Annotated in this window: 19 protein-coding genes; 16 read left to right on the top strand and 3 right to left on the bottom strand. The window is 31.7% G+C overall.

Annotated features, from left to right (window positions below):
- The first annotated feature begins 39 nt into the window (after positions 1–39).
- Positions 40–924 (top strand): transglutaminase domain-containing protein, encoded by an 885-nt coding sequence (locus LW133_RS03855; RefSeq protein ID WP_233076724.1) that lies wholly within the window; start codon positions 40–42, stop codon positions 922–924.
- Between the two features lie 133 nt (positions 925–1,057).
- Here the strand turns inward: LW133_RS03855 and LW133_RS03850 are convergent, their stop codons facing one another.
- A complete protein-coding gene (locus tag LW133_RS03850; protein ID WP_233076723.1) occupies positions 1,058–1,276 on the bottom strand; it encodes a hypothetical protein in 219 nt (72 codons plus the stop codon).
- 54 nt (positions 1,277–1,330) lie between these two features.
- Between LW133_RS03850 and LW133_RS03845 the strand changes: the two genes are divergently transcribed.
- The 9 genes from LW133_RS03845 (at position 1,331) to LW133_RS03805 (ending at position 9,154) form a co-directional block, all read left to right on the top strand.
- Complete coding sequence (locus LW133_RS03845; RefSeq protein ID WP_233076721.1) at positions 1,331–3,724, top strand: molybdopterin guanine dinucleotide-containing S/N-oxide reductase; 2,394 nt, start codon at positions 1,331–1,333, stop codon at positions 3,722–3,724.
- A gap of 2 nt (positions 3,725–3,726) precedes the next feature.
- Complete coding sequence (locus LW133_RS03840; RefSeq protein ID WP_233076712.1) at positions 3,727–4,266, top strand: hypothetical protein; 540 nt, start codon at positions 3,727–3,729, stop codon at positions 4,264–4,266.
- 6 nt (positions 4,267–4,272) lie between these two features.
- Positions 4,273–4,653 (top strand): hypothetical protein, encoded by a 381-nt coding sequence (locus tag LW133_RS03835; protein ID WP_233076710.1) that lies wholly within the window; start codon positions 4,273–4,275, stop codon positions 4,651–4,653.
- Positions 4,643–5,245 (top strand): 16S rRNA (guanine(966)-N(2))-methyltransferase RsmD, encoded by a 603-nt coding sequence (gene rsmD / locus LW133_RS03830; protein WP_269843734.1) that lies wholly within the window; start codon positions 4,643–4,645, stop codon positions 5,243–5,245. The genes LW133_RS03835 and rsmD overlap by 11 nt, the downstream gene beginning before the upstream one ends.
- 2 nt (positions 5,246–5,247) lie before the next feature.
- Positions 5,248–5,769, top strand: a complete 522-nt coding sequence (fliL, locus tag LW133_RS03825; RefSeq protein ID WP_233076699.1) for a flagellar basal body-associated protein FliL — start codon at positions 5,248–5,250, stop codon at positions 5,767–5,769.
- Positions 5,766–6,119: a holo-ACP synthase gene (acpS, locus tag LW133_RS03820; RefSeq protein ID WP_233076697.1), complete on the top strand. Its 354-nt coding sequence runs from the start codon at positions 5,766–5,768 to the stop codon at positions 6,117–6,119. Before fliL ends, acpS begins: the two co-directional genes overlap by 4 nt.
- Positions 6,120–6,252: 133 nt before the next feature.
- Positions 6,253–7,428 (top strand): NifS family cysteine desulfurase, encoded by a 1,176-nt coding sequence (locus tag LW133_RS03815; RefSeq protein WP_233076695.1) that lies wholly within the window; start codon positions 6,253–6,255, stop codon positions 7,426–7,428.
- Complete coding sequence (locus tag LW133_RS03810) at positions 7,428–8,408, top strand: iron-sulfur cluster assembly scaffold protein (protein ID WP_233076693.1); 981 nt, start codon at positions 7,428–7,430, stop codon at positions 8,406–8,408. The genes LW133_RS03815 and LW133_RS03810 overlap by 1 nt, the downstream gene beginning before the upstream one ends.
- Before the next feature lie 71 nt (positions 8,409–8,479).
- Positions 8,480–9,154 carry a DUF2715 domain-containing protein gene (locus tag LW133_RS03805; protein ID WP_233076691.1) on the top strand — a complete coding sequence of 225 codons (675 nt, stop codon included), beginning with the start codon at positions 8,480–8,482 and terminating at the stop codon, positions 9,152–9,154.
- Positions 9,155–9,589: 435 nt separating this feature from the next.
- Here the strand turns inward: LW133_RS03805 and LW133_RS03800 are convergent, their stop codons facing one another.
- Positions 9,590–11,584 (bottom strand): methyl-accepting chemotaxis protein, encoded by a 1,995-nt coding sequence (locus tag LW133_RS03800; RefSeq protein ID WP_233076689.1) that lies wholly within the window; start codon positions 11,582–11,584, stop codon positions 9,590–9,592.
- Positions 11,585–11,634: 50 nt separating this feature from the next.
- Positions 11,635–12,924: an adenosylmethionine--8-amino-7-oxononanoate transaminase gene (locus tag LW133_RS03795; RefSeq protein WP_233076687.1), complete on the bottom strand. Its 1,290-nt coding sequence runs from the start codon at positions 12,922–12,924 to the stop codon at positions 11,635–11,637.
- A gap of 71 nt (positions 12,925–12,995) precedes the next feature.
- On the opposite strand from LW133_RS03795, the gene LW133_RS03790 reads away from it, so the two are divergent.
- The 6 genes from LW133_RS03790 to LW133_RS03765 all read left to right on the top strand — a co-directional run bounded on the left by LW133_RS03790 (position 12,996) and on the right by LW133_RS03765 (position 18,395).
- Positions 12,996–14,144, top strand: a complete 1,149-nt coding sequence (locus LW133_RS03790) for an aminotransferase class I/II-fold pyridoxal phosphate-dependent enzyme (RefSeq protein WP_233076685.1) — start codon at positions 12,996–12,998, stop codon at positions 14,142–14,144.
- A complete protein-coding gene (locus tag LW133_RS03785) occupies positions 14,135–14,779 on the top strand; it encodes a pimeloyl-ACP methyl esterase BioG family protein (RefSeq protein ID WP_233076683.1) in 645 nt (214 codons plus the stop codon). Before LW133_RS03790 ends, LW133_RS03785 begins: the two co-directional genes overlap by 10 nt.
- Complete coding sequence (locus tag LW133_RS03780; RefSeq protein WP_233076681.1) at positions 14,767–15,468, top strand: methyltransferase domain-containing protein; 702 nt, start codon at positions 14,767–14,769, stop codon at positions 15,466–15,468. The genes LW133_RS03785 and LW133_RS03780 overlap by 13 nt, the downstream gene beginning before the upstream one ends.
- Before the next feature lie 61 nt (positions 15,469–15,529).
- Positions 15,530–16,576 carry an N-acetylneuraminate synthase family protein gene (locus LW133_RS03775; RefSeq protein WP_233076665.1) on the top strand — a complete coding sequence of 349 codons (1,047 nt, stop codon included), beginning with the start codon at positions 15,530–15,532 and terminating at the stop codon, positions 16,574–16,576.
- On the top strand, positions 16,573–17,703 hold the full coding sequence (gene neuC / locus LW133_RS03770; protein ID WP_233076662.1) for a UDP-N-acetylglucosamine 2-epimerase: 1,131 nt from the start codon (positions 16,573–16,575) through the stop codon (positions 17,701–17,703). The genes LW133_RS03775 and neuC overlap by 4 nt, the downstream gene beginning before the upstream one ends.
- A complete protein-coding gene (locus LW133_RS03765) occupies positions 17,703–18,395 on the top strand; it encodes an acylneuraminate cytidylyltransferase family protein (RefSeq protein ID WP_233076654.1) in 693 nt (230 codons plus the stop codon). The genes neuC and LW133_RS03765 overlap by 1 nt, the downstream gene beginning before the upstream one ends.
- The last annotated feature ends 15 nt before the right edge of the window (positions 18,396–18,410 follow it).

Below are 18,410 nucleotides of genomic sequence, written 5' to 3'. Positions count from 1 at the left end.
GATGCTAGTTTTCTAGCATCTCAATTTTAAGGATTAATTATGGAAAGAAGAGATTTTTTAAAAACAAGTGTTTTAGCAACAGGTGCCATAGCAAGTTCAAATCTTTTTGCATCTCAAAAGGATTTTAAAACTTTTACAATTAGTATGAATTATAATGCTGATTTTAAATCTGCTAAGGAAATCAAGCTTTACACACCATTACCACTGCTTAACAACTATCAAAAAATGAGTAATTTTAAGCTAGAAGGTAATTTTAGTTCTCATAAAATTGTTACTATAGGAGACTCTCCACTACTTTTTACAGAATATCAAAATGAAGCAATTAAACTTAAACAATTAACCTTGTCATTTGACCTTCAACTTTATCCTTATCAAGAAAAAAAGGATACAAAGATAAGTGAGGAATTTTTAAAACAAACACGTTATGTGAGAACTGATGGTAAAATACAAGAAATTGCAAATTTAGCAAAAAACTTATCTCAAGCAGAAAAAGTAGAATTTTTTGAATCATATATTAAAAATAATATCCCTATAGGACAGAGAGGTTTTTCAAATAAAATCAAAACTATTAGAGATAATACAAATAATTTTGTTTTATCTGGTGAAAGCATTAGTGCCAACTCTATTTTAGTAGCATTATGTAGAGCTTCTAATATACCAGCAAGAGAAGTTTTTGGTTTCAATATAATGCAAAATCAATTAATATCAGACAATAAAGCAGAAATTTTTATCAATAAATCTTGGAAACGCATAGATATCGATCATGAAAATTATGACTTTATAGCACTTAACCACTTAAGAGATACCCATATTGGCGATATTTATACTGCTAGTATGCACCAAACATTAGGTAGTATAGATGGAAATAATCTTAAATACTACAAAGATTTTTCTGAAAAAATCACATTCCAACAAATTGCTTAATTTAAAAATTTAATTAATATTTTATATTAAGTTATAAAAAATTGGTTGAAAATTTTTTATATATTTTTCAACCAAAAATGTCAAATATCCTAAGATAGACTTCCAGAAAATATTAAACTGTGATTTTATAGTTTTATTGTTTTTGATATAAGATCTTACAAGCCCCATTATCCCCATACAAACACTTTTTTTGCAATAACTCAAAATCTTTAAATTTTTGCTGTTCTCTTTGTTCTATTTTATAATTTTGATATTTATTTACGCCCCACATTGCAACACAAACAAATATTACCCAAATAACATCATATTTTTTTATTTTTGGACAAAATCTACAGGCCATATTTTCTCTCATTATTTTCTGCTATAATGCTACTATTATAACAAAATATAACAAAAAGGATTAATTATGGCATTTTCAAGAAGAACTGTCTTAAAAGCAACAGCAGGCAGTGCTCTAGCGCTGCAAATGCAACCTCTTCAGGCTGTTGGTGTATTTAAGAAAATTGAAAAAATACCACATGCAACGCATTTTGGACCTTTTTATGCTCAAGTTGAAGATGGGATTCTCAAAGGTATCGAGTCGCATAAAACAGATGCAAATCCTTCAATAATGATTCAAGGATTAATTGATAGAACTTATTCTAATACAAGAGTAAAATATCCTTGTATAAGAAAAAGTTATCTTGAAGGAAAACCAAACCATAAAGAGCTTCGCGGAAAAGAAGAGTTCGTAAGGGTAAGCTGGGAAACTGCTTTAGATCTTCTTGCTAAAAAAATCAAAGAAACTCCAAGAGAAAATATATACAATGGTAGTTATGGTGGTTGGGGGCATGTAGGAAGACTACATAATTCTAATATTGTGGCTGGAAGATTTTTTAATACTGTTTTAGGAGGAGCAGTTGGTACTGACGGAGAATATAGCAATGGTGCTGCTGGGCGTGTTAACCCTGGAGTGGTTGGAGACATGGAAGTTTATTCTCTACAAACTACCCACGAAGAAATGATTGCAAATTGCAAAGTTTATGTAATGTGGGGGACAGATCTTTTTAAATGTAATCGTATTGATTATGTCGTCCCCAATCATATAAATGATACTTACTACCCTAAATATAAAAAATCTGGTATGAAATTTATTTCTATTGATCCTATTTACACAGAAACCGCGCAAATGTTTGATGCTGAATGGATTAAAATTCGACCAAATACCGATGTTGCACTTATGCTTGGTATGATGTATCATCTCTATCGTACAAAAAAATACGATAAAGGTTTTATTACAAAATATACTCACGGATTTGAAAAGTTTCTTCCTTATTTACTTGGTAAAACTGATAAAACCCCAAAAACTCCCGAATGGGCAGAAAAAATCACAGAAGTACCTGCCAAAAAAATTAAAGAATTGGCAGAGCTTTTTGTATCCACACGAACTTTCTTAGCCGGAAACTGGGCAATGCAAAGAGCACATCATGGTGAACAAGCAGACTGGGCATTAATCGCATTAGCAAGCATGATCGGTCAAATTGGATTACCTGGTGGTGGCTTTGGGTTCTCTATGCACTATGCAGGTGGCGGGCAAGCAAACTCAGGATACAGAACAACCCCAGGTCTTGCACAAGGGAGAAATCGTGTAAAATATACAATTCCTGCTTCGAGAGTCTCAGAAGCAATCCTTAATCCAGGAAAAGAAGTAGATTTTAAAGGAAAAAAAATTACTTATCCAAAAATTGATATGGTTTATGTATGTGGTGCATCACTCATAGGACACCATCCCGATACAAATGAACTTATTAAAGCCTTGAGAAGTGTTGATACTGTTGTTATCCATGAACCATGGTGGACACCATCAGCAAAAATGGCTGATATTGTATTACCTTCTACAACTACCCTAGAAAGAGATGATATTAGTTCTGGTGGTTCATATTCTAGAAATGTAATTTATGCGATGAAAAAAGTTATTGAACCTTATTTTGAATCAAAAGATGATTTTGAAATATTCAGACTTTTAGCACAAAAAATTGGGGGTGATCAACTAGCAAAAAGATATAGTGGCGGAAAAACCTACCTACAATGGATTCAAAGTTTCTATGAAAAAAGTGATGGTCCATCATTTAAAGAATTTGACCAATTCTGGAAAGATGGTTATGTGGAATTTGATATTCCAAAAGATGCTTATACATATGTAAGACATTCAGATTTTAGAAAAGATCCTATAAACAATAAACTTGCTACTGAAAGTGGAAAGATTCAAATTTTTTCAGAAAAGTTCGAATCCTACAACCTTCCAGATTTCAAAGGACATATCATTTGGTTTGAACCTGCAGAATGGTTAGGTAGTAAAGATACAAAAAAATTCCCCTTTCACCTACTATCTCCGCATCCACGATATAGGGTGCATTCTCAGCTTGACAATACTTGGATTAGAGATATTTACAAAATCCAGGGTAGAGAACCAGTTATGATCAATACTAATGATGCAAAAAAACTTAATATTAAACATGGTGAAATAGTAGAAGTTTATAATGAACGCGGAAGAATCCTAGCAGGTGCCTATGTAACAGATAATATTAGAGAAAATGTAGTGGCAATTCAAGAGGGTGCTTGGTATGATCCTGAAAATCCAACAGAAGAAAATCCACGCTGTAACTCAGGACATGTAAATGTCCTTACTTCCTCGCGACCTACAAGCAAAATGGCACAAGCAACTTCTGTTAATACCACACTTGTAAATATCAAAAAACTTGAAAATGAAGTTATCAAACCTTATAAATCAATCTTACCACCAAGCATTATAGGAGCTTAACTATGAAAAAATTTCTTACTATTCTTACAAGCTTTACACTTTTTGCATCAGCACAAATATTTTATGTAATTGATGACAAAGTAGAGGTTTTTGATCCTATAGCAAATAAAAAAATAGGAATTATATCAAGAGGAACATTTGGCGAGAAAGTCAAAGAGGATAATGAAAGAATTATCCTCAAAGTACAGGGTTTTCTTAAAAATAAAGATACAAAAACACTTTATGCAACAAAAAACACTATGCTGCCACTTATTATCTTTGATGATGATAACAATAAAAATTCTTTAGAAATTGCTATTGCAAAAAACAAAGTATCAGAAGATCAAGCAAATGCATGGGCAGATGCAGAAATTCTTTATTATGATACCTGTTCTATGTGTCATGCTGCACACGCTCCGAAAGAACATACCATGCTAGAGTGGGAAGGTATTTTTACAACTATGAGGGCATTCGCAATGCCTACAGATAGTGAAGCAGATGTTATTATCCAATATCTTAGAGCACATGCTATAGACGGTTATGCAACAGATGATGATGAGTAAAACACAATGAAAATCTGTATCATGTGCGAATCTACACTTCTGCAAAGTGCTCTTGAGTATTATCTCCAAGAATATCTTTGCAGTTATCAAGATGCAGAGCTAATTATTTCTGATATTGCATTAAATATTACAAAACCTCTTTGTAGCATCAATAGTTCAATTCAAGCTGATATTATTAAGCCATTTACCCCTGCGAGTCTCTTTAGGGATTTACAAGAGTTCTATCACACGAAAGTAAAAAAAACAACATTAACTTCTAACTCTATCATTCCCAAAGAATTACTAAATATTAAAGATCCACAAATCCAAGCAAAAATAGATTCTATTTTGCAAGAATTTTCTAAAAAAATTTATCAAACTCTACATACTAATAAAAATGAACAATAAAAGTACCATACGAGTTATCGGCGGCTTATTAAAAGGCCATTCTATTTTGATGTCCAAAACACAAACCACAAGATCTAGTAAGGCTATTTTAAAAGAATCTCTTTTTAATACTTTAAATCATGACCTATCAAGTCATCATTTTATTGAAGTTTTTGCAGGCACAGGTTCTATTGCAATTGAAGCACTAAGCAGAGGTGCACAAAGTGCTATTTGTATCGAGAAAAACAAACAAGCTTTTGAAATACTTAAGCAAAATGCACAGAATATTAAAGAAAAATTTCCTTATTTTAATATGGATATTTTTTTTGGGGATAGTTTTATTCTGCTCCCACAAATTGTAAAAAATTTAATAGAAAAAAAATTAATTTTATTTTTCGATCCTCCCTTTCCTATTAGGAAAAATTTTCAAAAAATATATGAAGAATGCTTCTTGCTTCTAAAAAAGATACAAACAAACCAGGAATTAATAATAATCTTTGAACATTTTAGTGATTATAAAATGCCACAAATGATTGAAGATTTTAGTATAATAAAGTCAAAAAAATTTGGAAAAAGTAGTCTAAGCTACTACACCAACACCATTAAGGAGTAAAAATGGCTGAAGAAGAAGTAAGTCAAGAAAAGGGTAAAAGCAAAGTTTTGCTTTTTGCAATTATAGGGGTTCTTGTTTTTCTCATTTTAATCACTGTGCTTGTAGTTGTTTTATTGGTAGGTGGAGATAAAAAAGGAGAAGGAGATGCTGAAGAAAAAATGCTACAAGCAAAACAAACCACACCTTCTCCGAGTCCAAAAGACACTAGTCTTCTTAATATAGGACCACTCTACCCTATGCCTAAACCTATTGTTGTTAATCTTATCACACAGAGTGGTAGACGCTACCTCAAGGTCTCTGTTACTTTCGAGCTAAGTAATTCAAAAATGCAACAAGAAGTAGATCAAAAAATAACAATTATACAGGATATAGTGATTGATATTCTGTCTTCTAAGTCTATAGAAGAAGTTGTTAGCCCTAAAGGAAAGGAAAAAATAAAAGATGAAATTTTACAACGTGTCAATCCTATTTTCCTTGATGGCCCAATGAAGAATATCTTTTTTACAGATTTCGTAGTACAATGATAAAAATAGGGATTGATATTGTTACTATTACAAGAATCCAAAAAATATACAATAAACATTCACAAAAATTTCTGGAGCGTTTCTTATCACAGGAAGAAATCCTTCTTACCCACAACAATATCCAAACCATTGCTGGTTTTTGGGCTGCAAAAGAAGCATGTTCCAAAGCCATTGGAACTGGCATAGGTGCAGAATTGGGATTTTTGGATATGCATATTAGTAAAAACCATAAAAATGCTCCCATAATCCATCTTCAAAAAGATAAAAAATTAGCTCTTGGTTTTCAAGATTTTTCACTAAGTATTACGCATGATGGAAATTTTGCAATCGCTGTAGTCATTGCAAAATAAAATAAACTTCATTGAAAAATGATTACATTTTTTTACTATAATACACCCAACTTCACTATTTTTATGGAAGTCAATAAAATTATTAAAAACTAATTTTTACATTTTTTTATTATTACTTTAGGAGATTAAAACTATGCAAAAACGCATTTATTTAGACAATAATGCCACAACAATGCTAGATCCTAGTGTTAAATCTCTCATGGATCCGTTTTTTTGTGAGCACTATGGGAACCCAAATTCCCTACATAAATTTGGAACAGAAATTCATCCTGCATTACATGATGCATTTAATAAACTCTATGAAGGAATCAACGCAGCAGATAGCGATGATATTATCATAACTTCTTGTGCTACAGAATCTAATAACTGGGTTCTGAAGGGTGTGTATTTCGATCTAATTGCTACAGGTAAAAAAAATCATATTATTACCACAGATGTAGAACACCCCGCAATTGGTGCAACTTGTAGATTCCTGGAAACTCTTGGGGTAAAAGTCACTTATCTAAGTATCAATAAGGATGGTAATATTTCTGCCGAACAAGTAAAAAATGCTATTACAGAAGATACGGCATTAGTTAGTATAATGTGGGCAAACAATGAAACAGGGCTTATTTTCCCTATTGAAGAAATTGGTGCAATATGTAAAGAAAAAGGTGTTCTTTTTCATACAGATGCGGTTCAGGCAATCGGAAAAATTCCCGTTGATGTACAAAAAGCAAATGTAGACTTTCTCTCATTTTCTGCACATAAATTTCATGGTCCAAAAGGTATTGGTGCACTTTACATCAAAAAAGGTAAAGAACTTACTCCCCTATTTCATGGCGGAGAACATATGAGAGGTAGAAGAAGTGGTACTTTAAATGTTCCCTATATCATAGGAATGGGTGAGGCTATGCGAATAGCAAACTCTTATCTAGATTATGAAAATTCCACGATTTTAAAATTAAGAAATTATTTAGAAGACGAATTATTAAAAATTCCTGATGTTGTTGTTGTTGGTGATAGAAAACATAGAGTGCCAAACACTACATTAATTAGTATTAGAGGAATTGAGGGTGAAGCTATGCTCTGGGATTTAAATAAGGCTGGCATTGCTTGCTCAACAGGTAGCGCTTGTGCAAGTGAAGATTTGGAAGCTAATCCTGTTATGGTTGCTATAGGTGCTGATAAAGAATTAGCGCATACCGCAGTAAGAATCTCTTTATCACGCTTTAACACACAAGAAGAAATTGACTATACAATAGAAGTATTTAAAAAGGCTGTTGAAAGATTAAGAAAAATTTCTAGTTCTTATGAAGGGAGTTTATAATGGCAAAAAATGATTTAATTGGTGGTGCTCTCTGGGATGCATATTCAAAAAAAGTTAGCGAGAGAATGGATAATCCTACTCATCTTGGTGTTTTAACACAAAAAGATGCTGATGAAAAAAATGCAAAACTAATTGTTGCAGATTATGGCGCAGAATCTTGTGGCGATGCTGTACGACTTTATTGGCTAGTAGATGAAAATGATGTAATTATTGATGCAAAATTTAAAAGTTTTGGTTGTGGCACAGCAATTGCAAGTAGTGATATGATGGTAGAACTCTGCTTAGGAAAAAAAGTTCAAGATGCGGTAAAAATTACAAATCTTGATGTAGAACATGCACTAAGAGATGATCCAGATACTCCTGCTGTCCCTGGTCAAAAAATGCACTGTTCTGTAATGGCTTATGATGTTATCAAAAAAGCTGCGGGATTATATCTTGGAAAAAATGCTGAAGATTTTGAAGATGAAATTATTGTATGTGAGTGTGCTAGAGTAAGTCTTTCTACAATTAAGGAAGTCATTCGTCTCAATGATCTAAAAACTGTTGAAGAAATCACTCAATACACCAAAGCAGGTGCATTTTGCAAAAGTTGCATTAAACCAGGTGGTCATGAAAAGCGTGATTACTATCTTGTAGATATCCTAGCAGATGTTAGAGCACAAATAGAATCAGAAAAATTAAAAGAAAATATTTCTAAAGAAAATAATGGGGAATTAAGTTTTGCTGACATGACAATGGTGCAAAAAATCAAAGCTGTAGATAAGGCTATTGATGAAAATATTCGTCCTATGCTCATGATGGATGGTGGGGATATGGAAATTTTAGATATCAAAAATAGTAGTGATGGATATATTGATATTTATATCCGATATATGGGTGCTTGCAATGGTTGTGCTAGTGCTTCAACAGGTACTCTTTTTGCTATTGAAGGTGTATTACAAGAAAAACTTGATCCAAAAATACGCGTTTTACCTATCTAAAACAAACTTACACCTCCACAAAAAGGTGTAAGTTTTTGATACAATAGCAAAAATATTTTTAAGGTATTCATTTGCTAAAAAAACAATTGTTTTTTTTATGTTATTTTTGCAGCTTTTTGCTTGCAGATCTCAAACCTCTTTCACCTATAAGTCCTACATTTGTACAGGATTATATCAAAGGTGGCAATAAAAGTGGTTTTTTAGTTGGGGGTGGTGTAGGACTACCTAGCACCCCTATCCAATCTTTAGAAAAGAAAACTTTTTCCCATTCTAGTGCTTATGGAATCCATGCACTCATTGGTTATCAAAATTTTCAATCCATGCTAATTCCCCTACCTCCAAATCTATTTGGTGCTAGAATTCTTTTTGAAACCTACAACACCTTTCACATCACACAAGAAGGGCCAATAAGCTCTCATGCTCTACTTTTTAGCTATGATATGCTTTATGATTTTTTCCCCAGAGATCGTCAAACTTTTGGATTTATTTTTGGTATCAATATGGGAGCGATTAAAATCCAAAAATATCAAAACTTTTCTTTTGGGATTGGATTAAAATTAGGCTTTAGTTATCTTTTTGATGAAAATCATCGCTTAGAAGCTACTTATATTCTTGCTCAATCTGGCCCACTCAAAGGAAACCAATTCTATCTTTATAGTCCTTATACAATCAATATTACCTATACTTATCGCTTCACTATTCCTTTTGATAAAATTTTCCCTAAACAATTTACAAATTCCAAATAAAATCTCTAAAAATACAAAACTACGCTATTATGTATCGTAATACATAGAACCCGATAGAAAGAATCCAGCCAAATATAATCACCCTAATCTATTTAAAAAAATAGCAAGAAACAATCAAAATAAAATTAGTCAAATAGATAATTAAAAAAATACAAATAGCTACAAAATTTTACACAAAAACCATAATACCAATATATATTTACTCACTATATAAATTATCCTGCATCTTTTGCTACAAAGTGTGTACTCACATATTTAAGTTTAAAATAAACCTTTCCTACCCTTCTCAAACAAATACATAATACTTAACATTAAAGATTTGAAAGTCTATAAAAAAATTTAATTGATAATTAAAAAATATATCTTATATTAAGAAGGTTGTTAAAAAGAGCTAAACCTATCGCGGAGAATAAGATATTCCCACGATAGATAAAATTAATATTTTTTCTTATTAATATCCGTTAGAATCTTTTCAGCAATACTTTCAATTTTATTACTAATATCAGAAGATTGTTTAGCAATTTCCACATTTTCTTGAGTGATTTTTTCCAAATCATCGATTGTAGAATTGATTTGTGAAACACTTTCTACTTGCTCATTGATAGAAGTACCCACTTCATTAATTGATTGCACCAAAATATTGGTATTTGCTTCAATTTCTCCCAAGCTTTTTTGTGTTCTTTCAGCAAGTTTTCTTACTTCATCAGCAACAACAGCAAATCCTCTACCATGTTCCCCTGCTCTTGCTGCTTCAATCGCTGCATTTAATGCAAGAAGATTGGTTTGATCAGCAATATCTCTAATAATACCAATAACAGATTTAATTTCTTCAGATTGTTTAATAACTTGGGTAGTTTTTTTATTAACATCTTCCATTGTTTGTGTAATGTTATAAATAGACTTTGTAGTTTTATTTAAAGAATCTGCTTGTAAATCAGAGGTTTGTGTCAAGCTTCTTACAGCCAAAGAAAGATCACTAGACACACGACCTAGATTTTTTGCAAACTCTTCAGAAGTTGCCAACATCTTTCTAATCTCACCACCTAATTCATTTGTTACCAATTCCACATCACCATTTGCATTTTTTATTTCAGTTGTAAAATCAAGATTTCTATAAGAAACAAATACCCTATTAATCTCATTAAGATCTTTCCCAATCTTTCTCTCAAATGTCGCAAAAGTCGAGTTTAATAAATTAATCAATTCTGTAAGTTGTGGATTTTTTGGTACCTCTTTAATTCTCACACTAAGATTACCTCTTTCTAATATTTTACAGGCATTTGCCGATTCTCTTAATGCTTTTGCATCCTGTTCTAATATCGCTTTAGATTGTTCGATATTTTTATTTAACAATGCAGCCATTTGACCAAACTCATCTTTTGTATCCACTTGAATTCTTGCAATTTCATCTTTTTCATGATTAACATAAGCAAAAAAACTATTTAGACCTTCTTGGATAATTTCAACAGGTTTTAAATAGTAAGTTACAATAAAATACATCAAACAAATCCCAATTGCTCCCAAAATGATTGCCGTAATTACATGTATTCTAGAATCTTCTTCAATTAAATTCATTACCTTTGCGGTATTTTCCACACTACAAATTGTATATGTAAAAGGTGTGCCTGCTTCTTCAGTTTTACACACTACAATATTTGCCTGATCATTCTTATCTTGAAAAGTAAAGGGTTGTAAATTTTTTGTCATCAATGCTTTTTCATATAATTTTGCATAATCCACACTCGCATGACCAGAAATCTCTTGAAGAGAAGATGCTACAAATGGTTTCTTACTCCTATCAATTGCCACAATATGCCCTGGCATACTTGTAAATTGCTCTTGCAAACTTCTCAATCGTCTATCAACACCTAAAACCCCTAATAGTTTTCCATCTCTATACAATGGTATTGCATAAGTAAAACAAAGCTCTTTTGTCACTTTATCTATATATACGGGAGTTGTGATAAATTTTCTATTTTTCAAAGCAAGTTGATACCACTCTCTTTGTCTTGCATCAAAGTCCTGTATCTTGCCGTAAGTTGTGTATTTTTTTCCTGCTCTATCTGTATCAAGATTGCTTAAAATCAACTCCCCATCATTAAATGCAAAAAATACACTCAAATAATTCCCACCATCCTTAAATGGCTTAAGCATTAAACCAATCTTTTCTGTTATAACACTTCTATCTTGAAAAACACTATTAGAAAAATCATTAATTCCTCGTAAAAAATGTACCATGCTAGAAAAAATTTGTTGCTTTGAAGATACAATAGAAATATCAGCAAACTCCACAGCATTAATATACTCTCCAATAGCTTGCTCTAAAGCATTAGATTTTGTTGTCCTATAAGATATAGTTCCGATTACCAAAAGTATAATTGCGATCATGCTAAAAGATATCGCCATTAACTTTGCTTTTATGCTATTCATTTAGAATCCCTTATTTTTGTTTTAATCCCATAAGTATAACAAATTTTACTCTAGTCATTAAAATACTTTCTTATAAGTATTTTTTCCACACTATCAAAAACTTTATCTACCTGATCTCTTGTAATCACATAAGGAGGCATAAAATAAATAGTATTCCCCAATGGCCTTAATAAAACTCCTTCTTTTAATACTTCTTGAAAAAAACTTAAACCTACTCTATACTTTTTTACTCTCAAATCAAAGGCAAATATCATCCCGCAATGTCGAATATTCTCTACATTTTTAAAATCACTTAGTTTATTTAATCTTCCTTGTATATACAAAGAAAGTTCCTTATTTTTCTCTACCACATTTTCTTTTTCAAAAATATCTAGCACAGCATTTGCACAGGCACAAGCCAAAGGGTTTCCTGTATAACTATGAGAATGTAAAAAAGCTTTATGAATCTGTTTATAAGGCGCATAAAAACTTTGATAAATTTCATCTGTTGTTACCACTACCGCTAAGGGCAAGAAACCTCCTGTAATCCCCTTTGATAGGCAAAGATAATCTGGTATTACTTCACATTGTTCTAATGCAAACAAACTCCCCGTTCTACCAAACCCCACTGCAATTTCATCAAAAATAATCTCAATATCATAGCTCCTTGCAAACTCTACTGCCTCTTTAACAAACTTTTTGCTATACATATTCATATTACCCGCACATTGCACTAATGGCTCTAAAATAAATGCACAAATATTTTGATGATTCCTTGTAACAACCTCTTTAAATGCAATAATCTCTTTTTCATATTCATCTCCATTTGGTACATCTACCTCAATGCAATCAAGCAATAATGGCGCGTAAATTTTTTTATAAAGATCTACATTCCCCACACTTAATGCTCCCAAAGTTTCCCCATGATATGCATTACGCAAAGAAAGAAATTTTGTTTTTCTTTTACCTTCAATTTGAGCTTTATGAAAACTCATTTTTAATGCTACTTCAATTGCAGAAGAACCATTATCTGCATAAAAACATTTATTTAAAGGATTTGGCAATAACTCACAAAGCCTTTTTGAAAGTTCAATAACAGGCTTATGCGTAAACCCTGCCAATAAAACATGTTCCAAGTTCTCTACTTGATCTTTTAATTTTTGGGAAATATATGGATTACAATGTCCAAAAATATTTACCCACCAACTACTAATTCCATCAATATAAGATCTATTTTCAAAATCATACAAATACACCCCCTCACCCCGTTTTATCGGAATCAATGGAATACTCTCATGATCTTGCATTTGCGTACAAGGATGCCAAATATACTTCAAATCTTCTTGTGCTAAATTTTGCATTTCATTCCTTTGAAAAATATAAATATGTTAAAATAATCTACATAGATTATATAGAACTTTAGGAATCTAAAATGCAAGACAAGATTAGTGTTATACTTAAAGATTTACAAAAAGACTCTCATTTAAGAATCTTGCAGCCTCTAAGACATCAAGGCAAATACCTCTTGCATAATAAAAAAAAAGTTCTCAATCTTGCGTCTAACGACTATTTAGGAATTGCGCAAGATCTAACATTGCAGCAAAATTTCTTAAAACAATGTCAATTAGATTCTACACCCTTTTCTAGTTCCTCATCACGCAGTCTAAGTGGAAATTTTGCAATTTTTGAAGAATTGGAAGAATTTTTATCCCAACTCTATGCACCCAAAAATGCTCTACTTTTTAATAGTGGTTATCATGCAAATATAGGGAGCATTAATGCATTACACCAAATTGGTGGGGTTTTATTTTTGGTAGATAGTTTTGTGCATGCAAGTATTTTTGATGGCTTAAGATTAGCACATGCAAAATTCAAAAGATTTAAACATAATAACATGCAAGATCTTAAAAATCTCTTAGAATCTTCTATTCATCAATATGAACATATCATTATTGTTAGTGAGGGAATTTTTAGCATGGATGGGGATTATTGCAAAATTCAAGAAATTATCGCTTTGAAAAAAAACTATAAAAATGTCTTTATTTATCTTGATGAGGCACATTCTCTTGGGGTATGTGGAGAAAAATTATTAGGACTTAGCGAGAATTTTCTTTCCTCTATTGATTTTATTGTCCTTGCTTTCGGAAAAGCAATTGGATCAATAGGAGGTTGTGTGTTGTGCGACAATATTTTTAAGCAATACTTCATCAATAAAGCACGATCTTTTATTTTTTCTACCGCACTCCCACCAATTAACATTGCCTTTACACTCTATATTTTCAAGAATCTGCAAATTTTTTTTGAAAAAAATAGACATCTCCAAACCCTAAGCCTCTATCTACAAAAAAAACTCAAAGAAAATAATTTTGATTTTCTTGGCGAAAGTCAAATTATTAGCCTTATGACTTATACAAATATTAAAAGCTTAGAAGTAATGCACATGCTTTTAGATTCTCAAATTTATGCCCCCGCAATAAGACCTCCAAGTGTCCCTATCAATCAAGCTAGAATCCGTTTCTCGCTTCATGCAAATTTAAGTCTAAAAGATTTGGATCTAATCATCGAGGCACTATGCAAATAAAAATTTTTAATCCTCATATTACCCGCTCCACAATTTTATTTTTTCTAGGATTTGGAAGCAATCCTAATTTCTTTTCTCATTATATTGATGAAGCTTATCACAAAACCTATCGTATTATTTTTGTGTATGACTACAAAGACAATCATCTTGATCTTACATTTTTACAAAACCAAGAAGTCTATCTTATTGCATGGTCTATGGGTGTGGCAATAGCAAATTATTTTATACCAAAAAATCTTAATATCAAAAAATCCATCGCTATCAATGGCACAAATCTTGGTATACATAAAACCTTAGGCATACCTCCTGTAATTTTTATGCATACAATCAAACATTTTAATCTTTTAGATTTTTATATCAATGTTTTTGATTCTAAAAATTTTTTAGATAACATTAAAGATATTTGCAATTCCCAACTTATTCTTGAATTACAAAACCTCTACGCCACACTTACTACAATACCTCCTAAGCAAAGCTTATGGGATTATGCTATTACAAGTCAAAATGATAAAATTTTCCAAGCCAAATATCAGCTACAAGCGTGGCAATCTCAAAATCTCTCCCCTATTATTTTGCCAAATTCTCCACATTTTATCTTCTTTGATTACTCTTTGGAATCCCTATGCAATTTATAGCAAATAAATTTTTCTCTGCCAAAGAAAGTTATGCACAACATGCCCATATACAAAAAATTATGCAAGATAAAATTTTAAAATTACTCCCCCATAATCATTTTTCACATATTTTTGAATTTGGTGCTGGAACAGGAACTTTTACACAAAAAATTATTAAAAATCTCACATATAAAAAGCTTACATGTAATGATATTAATGATTATGCAAAATCTTTTGCTCCACATATTCAATTTTTGCAATTTGACATTAATGATATTTCAAAACATCTTGATCAGCAAAATTTTGACCTCATTATCTCTAATGCTTGCATACAATGGCTTGATCAAAAAAAATTTTTTACAAATATCCAAAATTTTAGTCCAAAAGATGGAATCTTAGCTCTAGGAAGTTTTGGAGAATCTAATCTCCATGAAATTGCTACCATCACAAAAAAATCCCTAAAATACCTAAGTTTAGATCATTATCGCTCTTTATTACAACCTCAATGGAAAATTTTACACCTTTTTGAAGAAAAAATCCCCTTGAGTTTTCCCACTCCACTTGATGCTTTTAAACATCTCAAATTAACTGGCACAAATTCTTTACAGCAAAATTTCCCTCTCACAAAAAAACATCTCCAAGCCCTAAAAGAAAAATTTTACAACACTCTCACCTATCACCCTATCTACATTATTGCCAAAAAGTCCTAAACTAAAATATTGAAAAAATTGCTATAATCTGCAAAGTTTTACAACATATCTAAGGAGTAATGTGGAAAATAATTTTATACAAATACAAGATAGAAAAATTGGCAAAGATTTTCCCCCTGTTGTAATCGCAGAACTAGGAATCAATCATAATGGAAGTCTTGAAATTGCTAAAGAAATGGTTGATGCGGCATGTTTAGCAGGTGTTGAAATTTTAAAGCACCAAACCCATATAATCCAAGATGAAATGAGTAGTGCCGCAAAAAAAGTGATTCCGGGTAACAGTAATAAAAGTATCTATGAAATTATGCAAAATTGTGCATTAAATATGGAAGATGAAATCGCACTAAAAAATTATGTAGAATCCAAAGGAATGATTTTTTTATCTACACCTTTTTCGCGTGCAGGAGCGGATCGCTTGGAAAAAATGGGGGTTAGTGCTTATAAAATTGGCTCTGGTGAAATGAATAATCTCCCACTTATCAAACATATCGCGAATTTTAAAAAACCTATGATTATTTCTACTGGAATGAATAATCTAATCAGCGTGCGACAAACCGTAACAATTCTAGAAGACCTCAAAGTCCCCTATGCACTTTTACATACTACAAACCTCTATCCAACACCACCTCATCTTGTAAGATTTGGTGCTATGCTAGAATTAATGCAAAACTTCCCCAATATCCCTATTGGTCTAAGCGATCATACTTTAAATAATAATGCATGCAAAGGTGCAATTGCCATGGGTGCAAGTATTGTTGAGAGACATTTCACAGATCATAAAAACCGCCAAGGTCCTGATATTGTCTGTTCCATGGACACAGAGGAAGCAAAAGATCTTATCATGAGTGCTAAAGAGATTTTTTTAATGCGTGGAGGCAAAAAAGAAGCTACAAAAGAGGAACAGGTGACAATTGATTTTGCATTTGCTACTTGCGTAAGCATTGCCCCTATTAAAAAAGGAGAAAAATTTAGCATGCAAAATCTTTGGGTCAAGCGCCCTGCAATCGGCGAAATACCAGCTAAAGATTTTGAAAAAATTTTAGGATATACAGCAGACTGCGATATTCCTACTGATACACATATCTCTTGGAATATGATACAAAAATGAAAAAAATTGTTTTTTTAACAGGCACAAGAGCAGATTGGGGTAAAATCAAAAGCCTTGTAAGTGAAGTAAAAGATTCTAAAAGTTTTGAATATAAAATTTTTATCTGTGGTATGCATTTGTTAGAACTTTATGGAAGCACTTATTATGAAATTTTAAAAGATGGTTTTAATGAAGTAGCTTTTAGCAAGCCCTATCAAAATCATGATTCAATGGATCTTATCCTCTCTGAAGCCATAGAAAATTTTTCCTTTTTTGTTAAAGACTATCAACCTGATTTGATTGTGATACATGGAGATAGATTAGAAGCCCTATCAGGCGCACTTGTAGGAGCATTTAACAATATTTTAGTGGCACATATTGAGGGGGGTGAAGTAAGCGGCACGATTGATGAATCTATCCGGCATAGTATTAGTAAATTTGCTCATCTACATTTTGTGGCAAACAATGAAGCGTATATAAGGTTATCACAACTTGGCGAAAAAAAGGAAAAAATTTTTATCATTGGATCACCTGATATTGATTTAATGTTAAGTAAAAAACTTCCCACTTTTGAAGATGTACAAAAACATTATTATCAAATAAAAAACTTTCAAAAAGATTATGCAATTTTTATTTATCACCCCGTAACAACAGAAATAGAGACACTAGAAAACGATCTCATCAAAATTACAAATGCCCTAATAGAATCTAAAATCAATTACATCGTCATCTATCCCAACAACGACAATGGTTCAAAAATTATCATCAAACATCTCACACAACTCCCAGAAACCCACTTTAAGATTTTTACTTCTATTAAATTTGAATTTTTTCTTACTTTATTAAAAGAAGCAAAATTTATTATTGGTAATAGTTCTGCAGGAATCCGAGAAGCACCAGTATATGGTACTCCATGCATTAATATAGGAACAAGACAAGAAGGACGCTATAAAAAAGATAATCATATATTATCCATCAATCCAGAAAAAGAAGAAATCCTGCAAGCAATTCAAAAAATTCCTAGTATCCAAAATCTTGAGGTAAATTTACATTTTGGTACAGGAAATAGTGCTAAAAAATTTATAAAAATTCTTGAAGATCCAGAAATTTGGAAAACAAAACTTCAAAAAAAGTTTATAGATTTATAATGAAAGTTTTGGCGATTATCCCCGCTAGAAGTGGTAGTAAGGGCGTAAAAGATAAAAATATTCGCCCTTTTTATAATATTCCACTTATGGCTTATAGTATTCATAGCGCGCTAAAAAGTGGTGTATGTGATGAAGTATTTGTATGCACAGATAGTGAAAAATATGCAGAAATTGCTAAAAAATATGGTGCAAATGTTCCTTTTTTGCGTTCCAAAGAAAGTGCGCAAGATACAAGCAAGAGTATAGATTGCATTTTAGAATCTCTTGAAAAATATTGTCAAATTGGTAAAAACTTTGATACTCTTATTTTATTACAGCCTACATCGCCGCTAAGAACTGCATTTCATATTAAAGAAGCTTATAAGCTTTATTGCAAACATCAAAAAGATTTGGCAAGTATTTGCGAGGTAAATGAACATCCTATTTTTATGCGCACTACCAAAGATAATATTCTCACTCCATTATTGCAAACAAATAGCACAACACGTAGGCAAGACTTACCACCTTTTTATCGCATTAATGGAGCAATTTATATCAATAAAATTTCTACCTTAACAACAAACACAAGCTTTAATGATAATCCTATTGGCTATATTATGGACAAAGAATATTCTTTAGATATTGATGAAGAAAAAGACTTCACTCATCCCTTGCCAAAAAATTTTACCCTACCCTCATTTTTAAGATCATAAATTTAACAAAAATCA

The organism is Helicobacter anatolicus (assembly GCF_021300615.1).
In the GTDB taxonomy this organism is placed as follows: Bacteria; Campylobacterota; Campylobacteria; order Campylobacterales; family Helicobacteraceae; genus Helicobacter_H; species Helicobacter_H anatolicus.
This window is presented reverse-complemented; position numbering and strand designations above follow the sequence as displayed.

Bases quoted from the DNA above. Each gene is read 5' to 3' on its own strand.
- LW133_RS03855 (WP_233076724.1), top strand. From the start codon at position 40: ATGGAAAGAAGAGATTTTTTAAAAACAAGTGTTTTAGCAACAGGTGCC.
- LW133_RS03850 (WP_233076723.1), bottom strand. From the start codon at position 1,276: ATGAGAGAAAATATGGCCTGTAGATTTTGTCCAAAAATAAAAAAATAT.
- LW133_RS03845 (WP_233076721.1), top strand. From the start codon at position 1,331: ATGGCATTTTCAAGAAGAACTGTCTTAAAAGCAACAGCAGGCAGTGCT.
- LW133_RS03840 (WP_233076712.1), top strand. From the start codon at position 3,727: ATGAAAAAATTTCTTACTATTCTTACAAGCTTTACACTTTTTGCATCA.
- LW133_RS03835 (WP_233076710.1), top strand. From the start codon at position 4,273: ATGAAAATCTGTATCATGTGCGAATCTACACTTCTGCAAAGTGCTCTT.
- rsmD (WP_269843734.1), top strand. From the start codon at position 4,643: ATGAACAATAAAAGTACCATACGAGTTATCGGCGGCTTATTAAAAGGC.
- fliL (WP_233076699.1), top strand. From the start codon at position 5,248: ATGGCTGAAGAAGAAGTAAGTCAAGAAAAGGGTAAAAGCAAAGTTTTG.
- acpS (WP_233076697.1), top strand. From the start codon at position 5,766: ATGATAAAAATAGGGATTGATATTGTTACTATTACAAGAATCCAAAAA.
- LW133_RS03815 (WP_233076695.1), top strand. From the start codon at position 6,253: ATGCAAAAACGCATTTATTTAGACAATAATGCCACAACAATGCTAGAT.
- LW133_RS03810 (WP_233076693.1), top strand. From the start codon at position 7,428: ATGGCAAAAAATGATTTAATTGGTGGTGCTCTCTGGGATGCATATTCA.
- LW133_RS03800 (WP_233076689.1), bottom strand. From the start codon at position 11,584: ATGAATAGCATAAAAGCAAAGTTAATGGCGATATCTTTTAGCATGATC.
- LW133_RS03795 (WP_233076687.1), bottom strand. From the start codon at position 12,924: ATGCAAAATTTAGCACAAGAAGATTTGAAGTATATTTGGCATCCTTGT.
- LW133_RS03790 (WP_233076685.1), top strand. From the start codon at position 12,996: ATGCAAGACAAGATTAGTGTTATACTTAAAGATTTACAAAAAGACTCT.
- LW133_RS03785 (WP_233076683.1), top strand. From the start codon at position 14,135: ATGCAAATAAAAATTTTTAATCCTCATATTACCCGCTCCACAATTTTA.
- LW133_RS03780 (WP_233076681.1), top strand. From the start codon at position 14,767: ATGCAATTTATAGCAAATAAATTTTTCTCTGCCAAAGAAAGTTATGCA.
- neuC (WP_233076662.1), top strand. From the start codon at position 16,573: ATGAAAAAAATTGTTTTTTTAACAGGCACAAGAGCAGATTGGGGTAAA.
- LW133_RS03765 (WP_233076654.1), top strand. From the start codon at position 17,703: ATGAAAGTTTTGGCGATTATCCCCGCTAGAAGTGGTAGTAAGGGCGTA.